This is a genomic window from Rhodobacter capsulatus (genome assembly GCF_005144475.1).
Classification (GTDB): domain Bacteria; phylum Pseudomonadota; class Alphaproteobacteria; order Rhodobacterales; family Rhodobacteraceae; genus Rhodobacter; species Rhodobacter capsulatus_C.
On record NZ_SWJZ01000064.1, the window covers coordinates 1 to 19,652 of the forward strand.

17 protein-coding genes are annotated in these 19,652 nt (G+C 65.7%); 10 read left to right on the forward strand and 7 right to left on the reverse strand.

Annotation, left to right across the window (positions count from 1 at the left end; translation table 11 throughout):
- Positions 1-105: 105 nt before the first annotated feature.
- Positions 106-879, reverse strand: a complete 774-nt coding sequence (locus FBT96_RS14615; protein WP_136907917.1) for a 3-hydroxybutyrate dehydrogenase — start codon at positions 877-879, stop codon at positions 106-108.
- Positions 880-1,142: 263 nt separating this feature from the next.
- Between FBT96_RS14615 and FBT96_RS14620 the strand changes: the two genes are divergently transcribed.
- From FBT96_RS14620 to FBT96_RS14645, 6 genes are all read left to right on the forward strand, one after another.
- The gene (locus FBT96_RS14620) at positions 1,143-2,966 is read left to right on the forward strand and encodes an extracellular solute-binding protein (RefSeq protein ID WP_136907918.1); all 1,824 of its coding nucleotides are present in this window, start codon (positions 1,143-1,145) and stop codon (positions 2,964-2,966) included.
- Positions 2,963-3,079, forward strand: a complete 117-nt coding sequence (locus FBT96_RS14625; RefSeq protein ID WP_136907920.1) for an entericidin — start codon at positions 2,963-2,965, stop codon at positions 3,077-3,079. The genes FBT96_RS14620 and FBT96_RS14625 overlap by 4 nt, the downstream gene beginning before the upstream one ends.
- Positions 3,080-3,176: 97 nt before the next feature.
- On the forward strand, positions 3,177-3,494 hold the full coding sequence (locus FBT96_RS14630; protein WP_136907922.1) for a hypothetical protein: 318 nt from the start codon (positions 3,177-3,179) through the stop codon (positions 3,492-3,494).
- Between the two features lie 65 nt (positions 3,495-3,559).
- Entirely contained in the window at positions 3,560-5,098 is a 1,539-nt protein-coding gene (locus FBT96_RS14635; RefSeq protein ID WP_136907924.1) for a class I adenylate-forming enzyme family protein, read from the forward strand.
- The gene (locus FBT96_RS14640) at positions 5,095-5,718 is read left to right on the forward strand and encodes a DsbA family oxidoreductase (RefSeq protein ID WP_136907926.1); all 624 of its coding nucleotides are present in this window, start codon (positions 5,095-5,097) and stop codon (positions 5,716-5,718) included. Before FBT96_RS14635 ends, FBT96_RS14640 begins: the two co-directional genes overlap by 4 nt.
- A 91-nt stretch (positions 5,719-5,809) precedes the next feature.
- A complete protein-coding gene (locus FBT96_RS14645) occupies positions 5,810-7,027 on the forward strand; it encodes a multidrug effflux MFS transporter (protein WP_136907928.1) in 1,218 nt (405 codons plus the stop codon).
- Between the two features lie 6 nt (positions 7,028-7,033).
- Here FBT96_RS14645 and mfd read toward each other — a convergent pair whose 3' ends face one another.
- Together mfd and FBT96_RS14655 are read right to left on the reverse strand one after the other, a co-directional pair.
- Entirely contained in the window at positions 7,034-10,480 is a 3,447-nt protein-coding gene (gene mfd / locus FBT96_RS14650) for a transcription-repair coupling factor (protein ID WP_136907930.1), read from the reverse strand.
- A 38-nt stretch (positions 10,481-10,518) separates the two neighbouring features.
- Positions 10,519-11,091: a component of SufBCD complex gene (locus tag FBT96_RS14655; RefSeq protein WP_136908022.1), complete on the reverse strand. Its 573-nt coding sequence runs from the start codon at positions 11,089-11,091 to the stop codon at positions 10,519-10,521.
- A gap of 100 nt (positions 11,092-11,191) precedes the next feature.
- Here FBT96_RS14655 and hemB point away from each other — a divergent pair, with 100 nt between their 5' ends.
- On the forward strand, positions 11,192-12,190 hold the full coding sequence (hemB, locus tag FBT96_RS14660) for a porphobilinogen synthase (RefSeq protein WP_136907932.1): 999 nt from the start codon (positions 11,192-11,194) through the stop codon (positions 12,188-12,190).
- Between the two features lie 108 nt (positions 12,191-12,298).
- A complete protein-coding gene (locus FBT96_RS14665) occupies positions 12,299-12,856 on the forward strand; it encodes a lipid-binding SYLF domain-containing protein (protein ID WP_055208378.1) in 558 nt (185 codons plus the stop codon).
- Positions 12,857-12,932: 76 nt separating this feature from the next.
- On the opposite strand, the gene FBT96_RS14670 is transcribed toward FBT96_RS14665, so the two are convergent.
- Positions 12,933-13,553, reverse strand: a complete 621-nt coding sequence (locus FBT96_RS14670) for a lytic transglycosylase domain-containing protein (protein ID WP_136907934.1) — start codon at positions 13,551-13,553, stop codon at positions 12,933-12,935.
- 192 nt (positions 13,554-13,745) lie between these two features.
- Here FBT96_RS14670 and ssb point away from each other — a divergent pair, with 192 nt between their 5' ends.
- Complete coding sequence (gene ssb, locus FBT96_RS14675) at positions 13,746-14,279, forward strand: single-stranded DNA-binding protein (protein ID WP_136907936.1); 534 nt, start codon at positions 13,746-13,748, stop codon at positions 14,277-14,279.
- A gap of 184 nt (positions 14,280-14,463) precedes the next feature.
- Here the strand turns inward: ssb and FBT96_RS14680 are convergent, their stop codons facing one another.
- Positions 14,464-15,372 (reverse strand): NAD(P)-dependent oxidoreductase, encoded by a 909-nt coding sequence (locus tag FBT96_RS14680; RefSeq protein ID WP_136907938.1) that lies wholly within the window; start codon positions 15,370-15,372, stop codon positions 14,464-14,466.
- Positions 15,373-15,448: 76 nt separating this feature from the next.
- On the opposite strand from FBT96_RS14680, the gene FBT96_RS14685 reads away from it, so the two are divergent.
- A complete protein-coding gene (locus tag FBT96_RS14685; protein WP_136907940.1) occupies positions 15,449-17,923 on the forward strand; it encodes a penicillin acylase family protein in 2,475 nt (824 codons plus the stop codon).
- Positions 17,924-18,010: 87 nt separating this feature from the next.
- On the opposite strand, the gene hflX is transcribed toward FBT96_RS14685, so the two are convergent.
- Both hflX and hfq read right to left on the reverse strand, forming a co-directional pair.
- Entirely contained in the window at positions 18,011-19,294 is a 1,284-nt protein-coding gene (gene hflX / locus FBT96_RS14690) for a GTPase HflX (protein WP_136907942.1), read from the reverse strand.
- Positions 19,291-19,524, reverse strand: a complete 234-nt coding sequence (hfq, locus tag FBT96_RS14695) for an RNA chaperone Hfq (RefSeq protein WP_013067525.1) — start codon at positions 19,522-19,524, stop codon at positions 19,291-19,293. Before hfq ends, hflX begins: the two co-directional genes overlap by 4 nt.
- Positions 19,525-19,652: the final 128 nt, after the last annotated feature.

Here is a 19,652-nt window from a genome sequence, read left to right on the forward strand (position 1 = left end):
CCCCCCCCCCCCCCCCCCCCCCCCCCCCCCCCCCCCCCCCCCCCCCCCCCCCCCCCCCCCCCCCCCCCCCCCGGGTCGCCTCGGGCTTGCCCGAGGCGAAATCCCTCACAGCGCCGTCCAGCCGCCATCCACCGAAATCGTCGTGCCGGTGATCTGCGCCGCCGCTTCGGAACACAGGAACACCGTCGTTCCCCCCAGCTGCTCGACCGTCGCGAATTGCTTCGAGGGCTGGCGCGTCAGCATCACCTCGCGGATCACCGTCTCGCGGTCCATCCCGTGCACCTTCATCTGATCGGGGATCTGCGCCTCGACCAGCGGCGTCAGCACATAGCCCGGGCAGATCGCATTGCAGGTGATCGGCTCCTCGGCGGTTTCCAGCGCCACCGTCTTCGTCAGCCCCACGATGCCGTGCTTGGCCGCCACATAGGCGGATTTGAACGGCGAGGCGGTCAGCCCATGCGCCGAGGCGATGTTGACCACCCTGCCCCAACCCGCCGCCCGCATCATCGGCAGCGCCGCCGCCGTGGTGTGAAACGCCGAGGACAGGTTGATCGCCAGAATCGCATCCCATTTCTCGACCGGGAACTGATCCACCGGCGCCACATGCTGGATCCCCGCATTGTTCACCAGAATGTCGCAGCGCCCCGCCTGCGCCACCAGCGCCCGACACTCCGCGCCTTGCGACATGTCCGCCCGGATGTAGCGCGCCGTCACCCCGAATTCGGCGCCAAGCTGCGCGGCCAGGGCGTGATCCTCGGGACGATCGGTGAACGAGTTCAGCACCACATCGGCCCCGGCCCGTGCCAGTTCCCGCGCCACCCCAAGCCCGATCCCCGAATTGGATCCGGTCACGACCGCCGTCTTGCCCTTCAGGCTCATGGTTCCCTCCTCCAGCTGTTGCGCAGAAAGAAGTAACCCCATCGCGCGGTTCCGCAACTGCGAAGAGAGGTGCCAAAAGAAAAAGACGCCCGCGCAAGGCGGGCGTCAAGTCATGAGGCAGGTTTCATACAGGCAAGAAACCTATCGAGCAGTGATCTCTTTATAGACCCGCACGGCGCTGCTTCCAAGGGAAAAGTTTGCCTGGCCCTGCGGCAGGCGTTAGCTTGGCGCCTGAAAAGACAGGCAAACGGGAGATTGTTGCGATGCAGGGATCGGTGTTTTTCCGCGCTCTCGCCCTTGTGATATTGGCTTTTGGCGGGGTTTTGGCAGGCTTTTCGGTGCAGGCCGGGCCGATGCGCGGAATCGCCATGCAGGGGCAGCCCGCGCTGGATCCCGGGCGGATGCACCTGCCCTATGCCGACCCGCAAGCGCCTTTCGGCGGGCGGATGCGGATGGGCGAATCGGGAAGTTTCGATTCGCTCAACCCCTGGATCCTGCAGGGACGCCCCGCGCAGGGGATTTCGGGCTATGTCACCGAATCGCTGATGCTGCGCAGTTTCGACGAGCCCTTCAGCCTGTACGGGCTCTTGGCCGAAACCATCGAGACCGACGAGAGCCGCTCCTGGGTCGCCTTTACCCTGCGCGCGCAGGCGCGGTTTTCCGATGGCAGCCCGGTCACCGTCGAGGATGTGATCTGGTCCTTCGAGACGATCGGCACCGCGGGCGGACCGCGCTATCAGACCGCCTGGAAAAAGGTGAAATCGATCCGCCAGACCGGGCCACACAGCCTGCGCATCGACTTCACCGAACCGAACCGGGAACTGGTGCTGCTGATGGGCCTGCGCCCCGTCTTGTCGAAGAAGCAGTGGCAAGGCCATGATTTCGCGTCTGAAATGCAGATGATCCCGGTGGGCTCGGGGCCCTATGTCGTCGAAAAGGTCGACATGGGCCGGTCGATCACGCTCAGGCGCAATCCGGACTGGTGGGGCAAGGATCTGCCGATCACCCAGGGGCTGCATCATCTCGATCAGCTGCGCTGGGAATATTTCGGCGATCAGAACGTGATGTTCGAGGCCTTCAAGGCGGGCGAGATCGACCTTTACCGCGAGCTCAATGCCGTGAACTGGGCTGGCGACTATGATTTCCCGGCCGCGACCGCGGGGCGGATCGTCAAGGACGAGATCGCCCATCACCAGCCCTCGGGGATCAAGGGGCTGGTGATGAACACCAGAAAGCCGCTTTTCGCCGATTGGCGGGTGCGGCAGGCGATGATCCTCGCCTTCAACTTCGAATTCGTGAACAAGACGCTGACCGGTGGCCGTGAGCCGCGGATTTCCTCTTATTTCGCCAATTCGGCGCTGGCGATGCCGCCCGGTCCCGCGACGGGCAAGGTGGCGGAGCTGCTCGCCCCCTTTGCGCCGGATCTTCTGCCCGGCACGCTGGAAGGCTATGCGCTGCCGGTCGCCGATGGCACGGCGCCAAACCGGCGCAACATGCGCGCGGCGTCGAAATTGCTGGAGGAAGCGGGCTGGACCGCGGGCGATGACGGCGTCTTGAAGAACGCCGCGGGCATGCCTTTCCGCTTCGAGATCGTGCTGCAGCAGGGCGCGGCCGAATCGCACGCCGTGGTCGACATCTATATCGAGGCGCTGCGGCGGCTGGGCATCTTTCCACGGGTGACGGTGGTCGATGACGCGCAGTTTCAGGCGCGCAAGACCGATTACGATTTCGACATGACCTGGATGTTCGTCGCCACCTCGCTCTCGCCCGGCAACGAGCAATATCTTTACTGGGGCGCGCAGGGCGCCGACGCGCCCGGCTCGCGCAACCTGATGGGGATGCATGACCCGGCCGCCGATGCGATGATCGCGGCGCTGCTGGGCGCGCAGACACCCGAGGATTACACCGCCGCGGTGCAGGCGCTCGATCGCGTGCTGACGGCGGGGCGCTATGTGATTCCGATCTGGTATGCGCCGGTCATGCGGGTCGCGCACAGTCGTGAGCTTCACTTTCCGGCCCGGGTTCCGCTATACGGGGATTGGCCGGGCGTGACGCCCGATGCATGGTGGCATGAGGCGAAGAAATGACGAAAGCGATCCTTGTGATGGTGCTGGCCGCGGCGCTTGCGGGGTGCAACACGGTTGCGGGCGTCGGCGCCGACGTGACCGATGGCGCCCACAAGGTGCAAAGCTGGTTCTGATCCGCCCTTCGTGGCGCAGGCAGAAGTTTCCCTTTTCAGACCGCGATTTGCGGCGCAAGATCGAGACCTGCGGAGGGGCTCGGAGACGGAGGTCGAGATGAAGTGGCATCATGTGCAGGACAACTGGCCTGCCTTCTTCGAGGCGATCATCGACCGTTGGCCCGCGGCCGACGAGGCCGAGCTTGACGAGATCGACGGCGATCAGCGCGCCTTCATCGCCTATATCATCGAGCTGACCGGGCAAGAGCCCGAGGAAGCCCGGGCCGAGATCCGCGAATGGCTGACCGGGGAATTGCCGTCGGACGTGGTGATGGATCCGCGGCACGACAATCACTCGATCTCCTTGTCGAAGAAATTCGTGCCCGAGGGCGAGGACGAATACGACGACGATTCGCGCTTCGGCGACGAGGAATGATCCGGCACACGGCAAGCTGATCCCGCACCGCTTGCAACCGCAGGCGGCGCGGCTTAGCAAGGCGCATGCTGTCGATCCATTGCTCCACACCGCTCGCCGCCCCGCCTGCCGCCTTCAACATGGCGGCGCATGTGCTTGCCTGCGCCGATCAGCTGGCTGATCGCTCGGCGCTGCAGATCGTCGGCCCTTCCGGGGCCGAACGCTGGTCTTTCGGCCGTCTGGCCGCGGCGGTGCGGGGCACGGGGACCGGGCTTTTGCGCGCAGGGCTCGTGCCCGGCGATCGCGTGCTCTTGCGGCTCGGCAACACCCCCGAATTTCCGGTGGCCTTTCTGGGGGCGATTGCCGCGGGTCTGATCCCGGTGCCGACCTCGGCGCAGCTGACCGGGGAAGAGATCACGAAGATGGCGGCACAAATCGCCCCGGCCGCCGTGGTGGCCGGCGCGGGCGTTTCGCTTCCCGACAATCCGCCGATGATCCTGACTGAGGCAGATCTGAAGCGGTTCGAGGCCTTGCCGCCTTGCGATTATGAGACGGGCCCGGCCGATCGGCTCGCTTATATCGTCTTCACCTCCGGCACTTCGGGGTCGGCGCGGGCGGTGTGTCATGCCCATCGCGCGATCTGGGCACGGCAGATGATGCACGAGGGTTGGTATGGGCTGACCGGCTCGGATCGGCTGCTGCATGCCGGGGCGTTCAACTGGACCTATACGCTTGGCACCGGGCTGATGGATCCCTGGACGGTCGGGGCCACCGCGCTCATTCCCGCGCCCGGCGTCGATCCCGCCATGCTTCCCTTGTTGCTGCGGCGCTTCGATGTGACGATTTTCGCTGCTGTGCCAGGCGTTTACCGGCAGCTTTTGAAGCAACATGCGAAACTTGACCTGCCGCGTCTGCGCCATGGCCTGTCGGCGGGCGAAGCGCTGCCGCGGCTGACCCGGCAGCATTGGACCGAGGCCAGCGGCACCCCGATCTTCGAGGCGCTGGGCATGTCGGAATGCTCGACCTTCATTTCCTCCTGCCCGGCAAACCCGGCTCCGGAGGGGACGATGGGCTGGCCGCAACCCGGCAGGCAGATCGCGGTGCTGTCGCCCGAGGGCGCCCCGGTGCCCCGGGGCGAGCCGGGCGAGCTTTCGGTGCATCGCAGCGATCCGGGGCTTTTCCTTGGCTATTGGGGCGCCGAAGCCGAGGCGCGGGCGAAGTTCACCGCAGATGGGGACTGGTTCCGCACCGGCGACGTCGTGCGGATGACCGAGGCTGGCGCCATCGCCTATCAGGGCCGCGGTGACGACATGATGAACGCGGGCGGCTTCCGGGTCAGCCCGCTCGAAGTCGAAGCCGCCATGGTCAGCTGTCCCGAAGCGGGCGAGGTGGCCGCGATCGAGCTGCGCCTGTCGGAGGAGACCAGCCTGATCGCCCTGGCCCATACGGGATCGGCCTCGGCCGAGGTGCTTGCCGCGCATGCCAGCGCACATCTGGCGCGGTACAAGCAGCCCCGGATCTACCAGCATTTTCCGGCCCTGCCGCGCAACCGTAACGGCAAGATCGACCGAAAGGCCCTGCGCCAGCTGTGGCCGCCACTTGCAGACAGAGCCTCAACCAAATGATCACGCTTGATATTTTCGCAGACCCGACGTGTCCGTGGTGTTATCTTGCCAAAGCGCAACTGGACCGTGCGCTGGAAGCACGTCCTGGTCACCCGTTTCTGATCTCCTGGCATCCGTTTCAGCTCAACCCGACCCTGCCTTCCGAGGGCATGGACCGCGGTGCCTGGTTGCGCGCGCGGTTCGGTGCGCAAGCAGATCAGGCCGACCTGCCCGTGCTTGAAGCCGCCCGGACCGCCGGGGTTGCGTTGAACCTGCCAATAATCGCCCGCGTGCCCAATACGCTGAACGCCCATCGCCTGCTGCATTGGGCCGGGATCGAGGGCGCGCAGACCGCCGTCATGGCCGGTTTGCTGCGCGCTTATTGGCGGGATGGGCAGGATATCGGGCAGACCGAAAGCCTTGTGAAGATCGCCGCCGATGCCGGGCTGGAGCCGACCGTGATCCGTCGTCTGCTCGCCACCGATGCGGATATCGACACCATCAGCTCCCGCGCGGCCCATGCGCGCGAGCGCGGCATTGCCTCGGTTCCGACGTTCATTCTTGACACCGCCCATGTGATCACGGGCGCCCAGCCCGCCAAGCTCTGGATGCAGATCATCGACGAGATCGCCGCGGCGTAGCTGCGCAATCCTGCACGGCAATGTGCTGGACTGCGCTCTGGTTTTCGGCGCGCAGTCGGCTATGGTTCTGCGCAACCTTGAAAGGCTGTGCATGTTTGACCCTCACGCATCTGCGGCGCCCGCCCGCATTCCCGTCTTCGAATTCACCGCGCTCATGGCGCTTCTGGCGGCCACGGTCGCTTTCTCGATCGATGCCATGTTGCCCGCGCTGCCCGAGATCGCGGCCAAGCTTTCTCCCGAAGCGATCAACCGCGCACAACTGGTCCTGACCTTCTTCGTCCTTGGCATCGGCGTCGGCACCTTCGTCGCCGGTCCGCTTTCGGATGCGATCGGGCGCAAGCGGACGATCGTCGTCGGCGTGAGCATCTTCGTGATCGGGGCCGTCATCGGGGCCCAGGCGCAAAGTCTCGAAGTGCTGCTGGCGGCGCGATTCGTTCAGGGCCTTGGCGCCGCCGCCCCGCGGATCGTGCCGATGGCGCTGGTGCGCGACATGTATTCCGGGCGCGAGATGGCCAAGGTGACCGCCTTCATCATGATGGTCTTCATCCTTGTCCCGGCGCTCGCCCCCTCGGCCGGACAACTGATCATCGGGGTCGCGGGATGGCGCGGCGTGTTCTATGCCTTCATCCTGTTTGCACTGATCGGCCTCGCCTGGCTCAGCCTGCGTCAACCCGAGACCCTGACGCCCGAGCGGCGCCGCCCGCTGCGGGCGGCCTTGCTTTGGGCGGGGACCAAGGAGGTCCTCGGCGATCGCGACGTGCGGCTTTACATCCTGACGATGACACTTGGCTTCGGACAGATGTTCGCGCTGCTTTCCTCGTCACAACAATTGTTTGCGGCCTTCGGTGCAGTTGAGAGCTTCCCGAAATGGTTCGCTTTGATGGCGATTTTGGCGGGCTCCGGCACGGCTTTCAACGCGCTCTTCGTGATGCGTCTTGGGATGCGCAAGATGGTGCGGGGAACCTATATGATGCAGGTCGTCTCCTCGGGCGCGATGCTGGCGCTGGTGCTTGGCGGCGCGGTGACACCGCCGCACGGCTTCGTCTTCCTGTTTGCCTGGACGGTCACGGTCTTCATGATGGCAGGGATCACCTTTGGCAACCTGAACGCGCTGGCGATGCAGCGGATGGGCCATCTGGCCGGTCTGGCGGCCTCGGTCGTCTCGGCGCTCTCGACGATGGGCGCGGTGCTGATCGCCGCCCCGGTCGGGCTGATGTTCGACGGCACGGCCCTGCCGATCGTCGTCGCGACGCTGACCTGCTCGAGCCTTGCGGTGATCCTGATGGGCCTCGTGCGCGAGAACGCCTAGGGGGCGTCACGCCCCCTTTTTCTTCTCGGCCTTCTTGCCTGCTACGACCTTCTCGGCCAGATCGCGGGCAATCGCGAAGGCGCCCTTGATCTTCTCGGCCTCGTTCGTCCAGTCCCGCCGGACCACGACCTTGTTGCCGTTGATCTTCGCGGCCCCGCGTTCGGCGCTGATGAAGTCGACAAGCCCGGCCGGGTTCGGGAATTTGTCGAGATGGAACTGCACCGTGGCGCCTTTCGGCCCGGCATCCATGCGCGAAATCTCGGCGCGCTTGCACATTGCCTTGATCCGCACGACCAGCATCAGCGTGTTGACCTCCCGCGGCAGAGGTCCGAAACGGTCGATCAGTTCCGCCGCGAATCCTTCCATCTCGACCTTGCTCGCAAGGTTCGACAGCCGCCGGTAAAGCCCCAGCCTCACATCAAGATCGGGGATGTAACTCTCTGGAATCATGACCGGAACGCCAAGATTGATCTGCGGCGACCAATCTCCGTCGCCGGTCGTTTCCGTCAGCTCGCCCGATTTCAGCCTGGAAATCGTTTCCTCGAGCATCGCCTGATAAAGCTCGTAGCCGACTTCCTTGATATGGCCCGACTGCTCCTCGCCCAGAAGGTTGCCCGCCCCGCGCAGATCCAGATCCTGGCTGGCCAGCGAGAACCCCGCGCCAAGATTGTCGAGACTGCCCAGCAGCCGCAGCCGCTTCGTCGCCTGCGGCGTCAGCGGCAGGCGCGGCTTCGTCGTCAGATAGCAATAAGCGCGCAGCTTCGAGCGCCCGACCCGGCCGCGGATCTGGTACAGCTGCGACAGGCCGAACATGTCGGCGCGATGCACCACCATCGTGTTCGCCGTCGGAATATCCAGGCCCGATTCGACAATGGTCGTGGCCAGCAGCACGTCATGCTTGCCGTCGTAGAACGCGTTCATCCGGTCATCAAGTTCCCCCGCCGCCATCTGCCCATGCGCGACGATGAAGCTGACTTCGGGCACATGGGTGCGCAGGAAATCCTCGACCTCGGCCAGATCCGAAATCCGCGGCACGACATAGAAACTCTGCCCGCCGCGATAATGCTCGCGCAGCAGGGCCTCGCGGATGGTGACGGTGTCGAATTCGCTCACATAGGTGCGGATCGCCAGACGATCGACCGGCGGCGTGCCGATAATCGAGAGATCGCGCACCCCGGTCAGGCTGAGCTGCAGGGTCCGCGGAATCGGCGTCGCGGTCAGCGTCAGCACATGGATTTCGGACCGCATCTCCTTCAGCCGCTCTTTGTGCTGAACGCCGAAATGTTGTTCCTCATCAATGATCAACAGACCGAGGTTACGGAATTTCACGCCCTTGGCCAGCACCGCATGGGTGCCGATCACGATATCCACCGTACCATCCGCCAGCCCGTCGCGCGTGGTATTGGCGGCCTTGGCCGAGACGAAACGGGACAGCGGCTTCACCGTCAGGGGCGTGCCCCGAAAGCGCTCGATGAAGGTCTTGGCATGCTGACGCGCCAGCAGCGTCGTCGGCGCGATCACCGCCACCTGCATCCCGGAACTGGCCGCGACAAAGGCCGCCCGCATCGCCACTTCGGTCTTGCCAAACCCCACATCCCCCACGACCAGCCGATCCATCGGCCGCCCCGCGGCAAGGTCGGTCACCACATCCTCGATTGCCGTCAGCTGGTCGTCGGTTTCGGTATAGGGGAAGCGGGCCGCGAAGGCCTCCCAGTCATGATGCGCCGCCTCAAGGATCGGCGCCGGCCGCAGCAGCCGTTCCGCCGCAATCCGCATCAACCGGTCGGCGATCTGCCGGATCCGCTCCTTCAGCTTGGCCTTTTTCGCCTGCCAGGCGCCGCCGCCCAGCTTGTCGAGCAGCCCTTCCTCGTGCCCATAGCGCGACAGCAGCTCGATGTTCTCGACCGGCAGATACAGCCGATCGCCCCCGGCATATTCCAGCAGCACGCATTCATGCGGCGCGCCGAGCGCCGTGACCGTTTCCAACCCCTTGTAGCGCCCGACGCCGTGATCGACATGCACGACCAGATCGCCCGGAGACAGGCTTTGCGCCTCGGTCAGGAAATTCTCGGCCTTGCGCTTGCGGCGCGGTTTCGCCACCAGCCGGTCGCCCAGAACATCCTGTTCCGAGATCACCGTCAGCCCCTCGGCCTCGAACCCGGAATCGAGCGGCCAGACCGCCAGCCCCAGACCGTCGATGCCGCGGGCATCGGAAATCAGCTGCGCGCCACTCAGGCCTTCGTCTTCCAATAATCCTTTCAGACGTTCACGCGCGCCCTCGGACCAGCTGGCGATGACCACCGGCCCAAGCCGCAACCTTGCTTGCACATGATCCTTCAACGCCCCGAAAAGGCTGACATTTTCCAGCTGCCGTTCGGGCGAGAAATTTCGTCCGATGCGGCCTTCGGCATTCAGGATGCCCGGCCCGGGCGGCGCGGGCAGCACCTGCAGTTTCAGCACCCGGTGTCTTGCCAGCCCGGTCTCCCAGGCCGGTGCGTCCAGATAGAGCAGATCCGGCGGCGCGGGCTTGTAGACCGTATCCAGCCGATCGCGCCGGTTCATCGCTTCGCGTCGGGTGTCATATTGATCGGCGATGCTGTCCCAGCGCGCCGCCCGTTGCGGCTCGATCTGATCGTCCAGCATCACCGTGGCATCGGGCAGATAATCGAACAGAGTCTCCAGCCGGTCGTGGAAGAACCCCAGCCAATGTTCCATCCCGGCATGTTTGCGCCCGGCCGATACCGCTTCATAAAGCGGATCATCCGTCCCGCCCGCCCCGAATTCGATCCGATAATTCTGCCGGAACCGGGTGATGGAGGCCGGATCGAGCATCACTTCGCTGACCGGGGCGAAATCGATCTGGGACAGCTTCTCGGTCGTGCGCTGGGTCGCCGGATCGAAGCGCCGCGCCCCATCCAGCACATCGCCAAACAGATCCAGCCGCACCGGGCCGCCTTCGCCCGGCGGATAGATGTCGATGATGCCACCGCGCACCGCATAATCGCCGGGCTCCGACACGGTCGAGACCGGCGAGAACCCCATGCGGACCAGAAAGTCCTTCAACGCCTTGTCATCGATGCGCTGCCCGACCCGGGCCGAGAAACTCGCCCCCGCCACCAGATCGCGCGCGGGCAGCCGCTGCGTTGCCGCCGAAAGCGTGGTCAGCAGCACGAAGGGCCCCGTGATCACACCCTTCGCCAAAGCCGCCAGCGTTGCCATGCGCGCCGCCGAGATCTCGGGATTGGGCGAGATCCGGTCATAGGGCAGGCAATCCCAGGCCGGGAAGGTCAGAACCACCGCCTGCGGGTCGAAAAAGGCCAAAGCCGCCCGCATCGCCTCAAGGCGACGGTCATCGCGCGCGACATGAAGGACGGGCTTCCCCCTGGCCAATTCCTTGGCCAGAAGTTTCGCGTCATGGCCCTCGGGGGCACCGGAGAGAAGGAAATGCTGCATGGGCGAGAGGTATCGGAACGCGCGGACCTGTCAAGGCCTCAGCCGAAGGGCGACAGCTGCAGGTTCTGGAACATGCCCCAAAGCGCAGTGAAACAGATCGAGCCCATCCCGATCGCCTGCACCGAAACCCGATGCCGCAACAGGATCCGCGCCACCACATCCACCTCGGGCGTCTCGGCCAGAACCGGCTCCAGCCGCGCCGCGGTGCGCAGGCTCAAAAGCCCGACCCCGCTCAGCGGCACCAGGATCAGCGCCACGGCCTGGGCGAATTCGATCCGGAACACGAAGCCAAGCCCCAGGATCAGGCTGATCAGGAACGAGGCGACCAGCGTCAGCATCACCCCCGCCTCGCGGCCGATCGACAGCAACCGGCGCACGTTCACCGCGGTCAGCATCAGCATGTCCTCGGCCACGGGGCCGCCCCTGCGCCGCGCCCGCACGATCAGATCGAAGGGCACGCCCAGAACGTAATGCGAGGCGGTGGACCAGGTCACCGCCAGCGCGATCCAGTACCAGAGGTTCGAAAACGACCGCATGTCGATCAGGTCGAAGATCGTTTGCAGAATGTCCAAGGTCTTGCCCGCGCGTTGCCTGACCCCGGTTTCGCGCATCGGCGGCGTGGTTGCAAGCGCGCCTTCGCGCGGGCGCGACAATGCGGGTCTTGAGCCGGTCTGCGATCCGTGGCACCCACGGCGACGAAGGAGACCGCCCATGACCCTGATCACCCCCCCCTTTCCCACCAATCGCCTGCGCCGGATGCGCCGCACCGAAGCCCTGCGCGATCTCGCGCAGGAAAACCGCTTGTCGGTCAAGGACTTGATCTGGCCGATCTTCATCACCGACGTGCCCGGCGCCGATGTCGAGATCTCCTCGATGCCGGGCGTCGTCCGCCGCACCATGGACGGCGCGCTGAAAGCGGCCGAGGAAGCCGCGACGCTTGGCATTCCCGCGATCTGTCTCTTCCCCTTCACCGATCCGGCGGTGAAGACCGAGACCTGCGAGATGGCCTGGCAGCATGACAATTTCGTCAACCGGGTCATTGCGGCGATGAAGCAGGCGGTGCCCGAGGTCGCGATCATGACCGATATCGCGCTCGATCCCTATAACGCGAACGGCCACGATGGTCTGGTGCGCGACGGCATCATCCTGAACGACGAAACCACCGAGGCGCTGGTGAAGATGGCGCTTGCCCAGGCCGAGGCCGGGGCCGACATCCTCGGGCCCTCCGACATGATGGATGGCCGCGTCGGTGCGATCCGGCAGGCGATGGAGGCCGCCGGTCACAAGGATATCGCCATCCTGAGTTACGCCGCGAAATATGCCTCGGCCTTCTATGGCCCGTTCCGCGATGCGGTCGGTGCCTCGGGCGCGCTCAAGGGCGACAAGAAGACCTATCAGATGAACCCCGCCAACAGCGCCGAGGCCCTGCGCAATGTCGCCCGCGACATCGCCGAGGGCGCCGACATGGTGATGGTGAAGCCGGGCATGCCCTATCTGGACATCTGCCGCCAGGTGAAGGACGCCTTCGGGATGCCGACCTATGCCTATCAGGTCTCGGGCGAATATGCGATGCTGATGGCGGCGGTGCAGAACGGCTGGCTCAACCATGACAAGGTGATGCTGGAAAGCCTGATGGCCTTCCGTCGTGCCGGCTGCGATGGCGTTCTGACCTATTTCGCCCCCGCCGCGGCGAAGCTGATCGGCGCCTGACCGCGCATCGGTTGCCCTTGGCCGCGGGCGCAAGTGACAAGCGCCCGCGGCTGCGCTAATCTCGCTTCAACCGGCCCGTTCAGGCCCGGAAAGACACGGAGCGAGCAGATGACAGAACTTTCCAGACGGTCCCTTCTCGTGCTCGGCGGTGCCAGCCTTGGTCTGGCCGCCTGCGGCAATGGCGTGGGCTCGAACGGCGGCACCACAATCGATGCACGGGTCAATGCCACGCGCGACTACATGTTGCGCAGCTTCCCCTCGACGCAGCAATTGATGAGCAAATCGGTCGGCGTGCTTTACATGCCCCTGATGACCGAGGCGAGTTTCGGCTTCGGCGGCGCCTTCGGCCGCGGCGCGCTGCGGATCAACGATGTCACGGTGGATTACTATTCCGCCGCCTCGGCCTCGGTCGGCTTTCAGATCGGGGCGCAGCAATATGCCCATGCGCTGTTCTTCATGACCGAAAAGGCGCTCGCCGATTTCCGCCGCGCCGATGGCTGGGAACTGGGCGCCGATGCCCGCTACGCCCTGCCCGACGGCGGTGCCGCGATCGGCACCGACACCACCACGACGCTCGCGCCGGTGGTGGTGCAGGTCTTCGGCCAGTCCGGCCTGATCGTCGGCGCCTCGCTGGCCGGGACGAAATACACCCGCATCATTCCCTGAAGACGATCCTCCAAAAACTTGAAAGGCGCGGAATTTTCCGCGCCTTTTCATTTGGATGCAGGTCGAAGCTAAGACGTCAGCCGCCGTAGACGACCTTGACGTAATTCGTCGTCTCTTCGTAATTCGGCACGCCATCGGCCTTGTCTACCGCCTCGGGCCCGGCGTTATAGGCGGCCAAGGCCAGACGCCAGTCGCCGAAACGGTCATACATCATCCGCAGATAGCGCGCGCCGCCGTCAAGGTTCTCGAGCGGATCGGTCGCATCGACGCCCAGAAGCTGCGCCGTGCCCGGCATCAGCTGCGCCAGCCCCGTCGCCCCTTTCGGCGAGACCGCCCCGGGATTCCAGCCGCTTTCCTGCTGCACAAGGCGCAGGAAAAGATCCTCCGGCACGCCATGCCGCGCCGCCGCCGCCTTGGCATGGGCCAGATATTCGCCCTTGTAGCGGCCACTGTAGCGCGGCACCGTCCCCGAGGGCTCAAGCCCGCCCTTCGGCGCATCGGGGCGCAGCCGAACCGAATTGTCATATTGACCGGAAAGCCGACCATCCAGCAGCGCAAACTGATTGCGCCGCACGGTCGATTGCGCCTTCGACGAGGCCCGCCCCAGCACCAGCCCCTCGGCATCGGCCTTGGTGACGACAGCCGGGCTGACCGTCACCGCCATCGCAAGCCCAACCGCTGCAACGATTTTTCGCATAAACAACCCTGCAGGTGCCCTCTTCGGCCGGAACTATAGGCGCAATCGCTCCGCCTGCCTAGCGTCTTGCGCCGCGGCCCGATTTATGGGCAAAGTATTGCCGACGCCCCCAAACGGGGCCGCCTCATCGCGGCCCCGTTTGGGGGCATTTCGGACAATCGCCGGATCACTCCGGCCACTACGGAGAGTTTCATGGCAGGATCGGTGAACAAGGTCATTCTGGTGGGCAACCTCGGGCGCGACCCGGAGGTGCGCAGCTTCGCCAATGGCGGCAAGGTCTGCAACCTGCGCATCGCCACCTCGGAAACCTGGCGCGACAAGCAATCGGGCGAGCGCAAGGAGCGCACCGAATGGCATTCCGTCGCGATCTTCAACGAGGCTCTGGCGAAGATCGCCGAGCAATATCTGCGCAAGGGCTCGACCGTCTACATCGAGGGCCAGCTGGAAACCCGCAAATGGACCGACCAGCAGGGCCAGGAACGCTACACGACCGAGGTGGTGCTGCGCCCCTACACGGGCAACCTGACGCTGCTCGGCGGCCGGGACGGCGGCGGCTCGGGCGGTGGCGGCGGTGGCAATTACGGCGGCGGCGCACAGGGCGGCGGCTATGGCGGCGGTTACGACGACGGCCCGAGCTACGGCGGTGGTGGCGGTGGCGGATCCTCGGCCCCCTCGGGCGGCGGTGGCGGCGGCCGGTCGGACTTCGACGACGACATTCCGTTCTGACGACAAGGGGGGCCGCAAGGCCCCCTTCTTCTTGCGGCCCGGTCTTCGGCTGACCGCGCCGGGGGCGCTGCCCCCGCCCCCCCGAGGTCTTTGCGGCAAGATGAAGGAAAACCCGTTGCGGCTTTCACCTTGGCGCAAATATCCCGGGGGGCGGCGAAGCCGGGGGGCAGAGCCCCCCTCGCGCTCAGCCCAAAGCGCGCAGCCGCGCGATCAGGCTGGACGTATCCCAGCGCCCGCCGCCCAGCTTCTGCACATCCTTGTAGAACTGATCGACCAGCGCCGTCACCGGCAGGCTTGCCCCGGTCTCGTTCGCGGTCGCCAGACAGATCCCCAGATCCTTGCGCATCCAGTCGACGGCAAAGCCGAAATCGAAGCGGTTCTCGGCCATCGTCTGCGAGCGGTTCGTCATCTGCCAGCTGCCCGCCGCGCCCTGCGAAATCACCTCGACCAGGGCCCCGGCATCAAGCCCGGCCTTTTCGGCGAAATGCAGCGACTCGGCCAGCCCCTGCACCAGACCGGCAATCGCGATCTGGTTGCACATCTTCGCCAGCTGTCCCGCGCCGCTTTCGCCCAGCCGCCGACAGATCCGGGCATAGGCCGCAATCACCGGCTCGGCCGCGGCATAATCCGCCTCTGTGCCGCCGCACATCACCGAAAGCACGCCATTCTCGGCCCCCGCCTGCCCGCCCGACACCGGCGCATCGACGAAGCCAAGCCCCTTCTCGGAGGCCAGCGCCGCCAGCTCTCGCGTCACCTGCGCCGAAACCGTGGTGTGATCGACGAAAATCGCCCCCGGCGCCATTCCGGCGAAGGCCCCGGTCGCGCCCAGACAGACCTGACGCAGGTCGTCGTCATTGCCGACACAGGCCAGGACGAATTCCGCCCCCGAAGCCGCCTCGGCCGCCGTCGCCGCGCGGCTGCCCGCGTGCTTGCTGACCCAGGCCTCGGCCTTGGCGGCGGTGCGGTTCCACACCGTCACCGCATGGCCGCGCGCCGCCAGATGGCCCGCCATCGGAAAGCCCATCACCCCCAAGCCCAGAAACGCCACCTTGGCCATCGCCCCTCCCTCCGCACGCGTTTGCGCGTTGAACATTGCCTGCCCGTGACTTAGTAACGCCCCCGCCTGCCCCGTCAATTCTTCGCGTCAAATCCCGGTCAAAGGTCCTCGCATGTATCGGCTGTTCACCTGGTTGGTCCGCATCGTTTCGACCTTGCTTGCCTGTGCCGTCCTTGCGGCTTTCGGGGTCTGGTATTTCGCCACCCGCTCGCTGCCCGATTACGATGCCACCTACCAGATGGAGGGGCTCTCGGCCCCGGTCGAGATCGTGCGGACGACCGAGGATGTGCCGCATATCTTCGGCAAGACCGATGCCGATGTCTATTTCGCGCTGGGGCTGGCCCATGCGCAGGACCGGCTGTGGCAGATGACGATGGCGCGGCGCACGGTGCAGGGCCGGCTCAGCGAGGTCTTTGGCGACAAGACCCTGAAGACCGACGAGCTGATGCGCCGGCTTGATCTTTACGGCGCGGCGCAGGCCTCGGTCGCGGCGCAGGATCCGGTGACCGCCTCGGCGCTTGACGCCTATGCGCGCGGCGTGAACGCCTGGATCGAGGAGGTGAACCGCGCCGCGCTGGGCCGGGGGGCGCCCGAATTCTTCCTCTTCGATGCCGAGATCGCCTATTGGACCCCCGCCGATTCGATCGCGCTGCTGAAACTGCTGGCAGTGCAGACCTCCACCCAGATCGATACCGAGGTGCTGCGTGCCCAGCTTTCGATGCTGGGTCAGGGCTGGGCGCGCGATCTGATGCCCGAGGTTTCCGGCCCCGGCACCATCGCCCTGCCGCGCTATTCCGACCTGTTCCCCGATCTTGCCCCCGCGCAGGTGCAGACCGCGGCCGACAGGGAAGACCCGCTTTCCCCCTTTGCAAGCCGCGATTTCGGCGCCGCGTCGAATGCCTTCGCCGCCGCCCCCGCCCGCTCGGCCGCGGGCGGATCGCTTTTGGCCAATGACCCGCATGCGGCCTTTTCCGCGCCCTCGCAATGGTATCTGGCCCGGCTCGAGCTTTCGACCGGCGGCGTGATCGGCGCGACCATCCCCGGCATTCCCGCGATCCTGACCGGACGCAGCGACCTGCTTGGCTGGGGGATCACCGCCGCCTTTGCCGATGACGAGGACCTTTTCGTCGAGGAGCTTGATCCGAAAACGCCCGAGCGCTACCGCAGCCCCGAGGGTTGGGCCGAATTCACCACCCGCAAGGTGATCGTCACCGTCAAGGACGCCGCGCCGATCACGCTCACGCTGCGCTGGACCGAGAACGGCCCGGTGCTGCCCTCGGGTCACTTCGATCTGGGCAAGATCACCCCGCCCGGCCATGTGATCAGCCTGGGCTGGTCGGCGCTCTCGCCCGCCGATACCTCGATGAGCGCGGCGCTGAAGATCATGACCTCGAAGACCGTGCCCGAGGCGGTGGCGGCGGGCGAAGGCTTCCTCGCCCCCGCGGTCAATCTGACGCTGGCCGATGCGACCTCGGTCGGGCTGGTGACGCTCGGCGCGCTGCCGCTGCGCGATCCGGCCAATGCGACCGAGGGGCGGATGCCGCAGCCGGGCTGGCTGTTGGCGAACCGCTGGCATGGGCGGCTGCCCTATGACAGCAATCCCCGCCTGCTCGACCCCGAGGGCGGGATCGTGGTGAACACCAACAACAAGCTGATCGACCGGCCGTTTCCGCTGCATGTCAGCTACGATTGGGGCGACAGCCAGCGCGTCGCCCGCCTGACCCGGCTGATGGGTGAGCGCGAGGTGCATTCGCGCGAAAGCTTCATCGCGGTGCAGACCGACACGGTTTCCCCGGCGGCGCGCGGGCTTTTGCCGCTTGTGGGCGCCGATCTGTGGTTCACCGGCACCCCCGCGCCCGAGGGCACGCCCGAGCGGTTCCGCCAACGCGCGCTGGAACTTCTGGCCGCCTGGGACGGCGACATGAACGAACACCTGCCCGAGCCGCTGATCTATGCCGCCTGGATGCGGGAATTTCAGGACCGGCTGATCCGCGACGAGCTGGGCCCGGAACTCGCCGCGAAATTCCTCCATATCGAGCCGCTCTTTCTGGAAAAGGTGCTGCGCAACGTCGAAGGCGCCGCGCGCTGGTGCGACGTGCTGCAATCGGCGCCCTCGGAAACCTGCACCGACATCGCCCGCGTCGCGCTTGATGCGGCGCTTCTGGATCTGAAGGAAAAATACGGGCCGCAGATCGAAAGCTGGCGCTGGGGCGACGCGCATGAGGCCCGCCACGATCACGCGGTTCTGGGGCGCAATCCGCTGCTGGGCTGGCTGATGAACATCCGGCAATCGACCTCGGGGGGGGATTTCACCCTCAACCGTGGTTTGACCGCGGGCACCGGCCCCGAGCCCTTCGCCAATGTCCACGGCGCGGGCTATCGCGGCGTCTATGATTTCGCCGACCCGGATTCCTCGGTTTTCATCATCGCCACCGGGCAATCGGGCCATCCGTTCTCGGCCCATTATGACGATCTGGCCGATCTGTGGCGGCGCGGCGAATATATCCCGATGTCGCTCGATCCGGCCCTCGCCCGGGCCGCCGCCGCCGGGATCACCCGGCTGGAGCCCCTCGGCCCCTCGGATTGAGGGCGACAAGGGCGTATTTGGACCAAGAAGAAACCGCAGCTTCTTCTTGGCTTAAATACGCCCTTTTCAAAGGCTTGCGCAGCAAAGCTAAAGTGCGGCGAACTTCGACTTCTGCGCCTCGGTCCAGCGCAGACGCAGCTGCCAGCCGTCTTCGCCCTGCAGCTCGTCGCGGATCACGCCCTGCGCATGCAGCCAGGCATGTTCCTTGCCCGCGGTGAAGGGCAGATCCAGATCTTCCTCGATCCAGGCCTCGCCCAGACGCGTCTCGATCGCCGCCACCAGCGCGCCGATCCCCTCGCCCGACAGCGCCGAGACCGCCTGCACATCGAAGCGCCGCGCGTCCTGTGCGAGCAGACCTTGCCGCACCGCTTCGGACAGGGCGTCGATCTTGTTCCAGACCTCGATCAGCGCCACATCTTCGGCCACGCCCAGAGATTCGAGGATCTCGCCGACATCCTCGGCCTGTTCCTCGGTCTCGGGGTGCGAGACGTCGCGCACATGCAAGATCAGATCGGCTTCCAGCACCTCCTCGAGCGTCGCGCGGAAGGCCGCCACCAGCTCATGCGGCAGGTCCGAGATGAAACCCACGGTGTCGGAGAGGATGATCCGCCGCCCCGAGGGCAGCACAAGGCCGCGCATCGTGGGATCGAGCGTGGCGAAAAGCATGTCCTTGGCCAGCACTTCGGCCCCGGTCATGCGATTGAAAAGCGTGGATTTTCCGGCGTTCGTATAGCCCACGAGCGCGACGATGGGAAACGGCACCTTGCGCCGCGCCGCGCGGTGCAATTCGCGCGTTTTCACCACCTTTGCCAGCTGCCGCTTCAGCCGGATCACCTGATCGTCGATCGCCCGCCGGTCGGCCTCGATCTGGGTTTCGCCGGGACCGCCGACGAAACCAAAGCCGCCGCGCTGACGTTCAAGGTGGGTCCAGGCCCGCACCAGCCGGGTGCGCTGATAGGACAGCGCCGCAAGGTCCACCTGCAGCACGCCCTCGCGCGTGCGCGCCCGGTCGGCAAAGATTTCCAGGATCAACCCGGTCCGGTCCAGAAGCTTGACGCCCCATTCCTTTTCCAGATTGCGTTGCTGGATCGGCGAAACCGGCCCATCGACCAGCACCAGATCGACCTCGGCGGCCTGCAGACGTTCCTTCAGCTCGGCCATCTTGCCGGTGCCGAACAGATGCCCCGCATGGGGTTTCGGCAGGCGCACGATCTCGTGGCCCATGATCTGCAGATCGGGAAGCGCGGCCGCCAGCGACACCGCCTCGGCCAGACGCAATTCCGGCTCGCGCCGGGCATCGACCGCCTTCAGGTCCGGGTGCAGCACCCAGACGCGGGTCGGACGGTCTTTCGAAAGGATGGGATCGCTCAGTCTTCGCCCTCGTACAGAGAGATCGGCGAGCCGGGCATGATCGTCGAAATCGCGTGTTTGTAGACCAGCTGCGATTGGCCGTCGCGGCGCAAAAGCACGCAGAAGTTGTCAAACCAGGTGATCACGCCCTGCAATTTCACCCCGTTGATGAGAAAGATCGTGACCGGAACCTTGGTCTTGCGGACGTGGTTGAGGAAGGCGTCCTGAAGGTTCTGTTTGTCGGCAGCCATTTTTTCTTATGCCTTTTTTTCTGTCTTGTCCTGTCGCGCGGGGCCGGTTTCGGTCTCCCTGCGCAAGTATGCGCAAAGGTGCAAGAGATTCCAGCCAAAAAGCAGAGACTTGCGCCCGGGGCACGGAA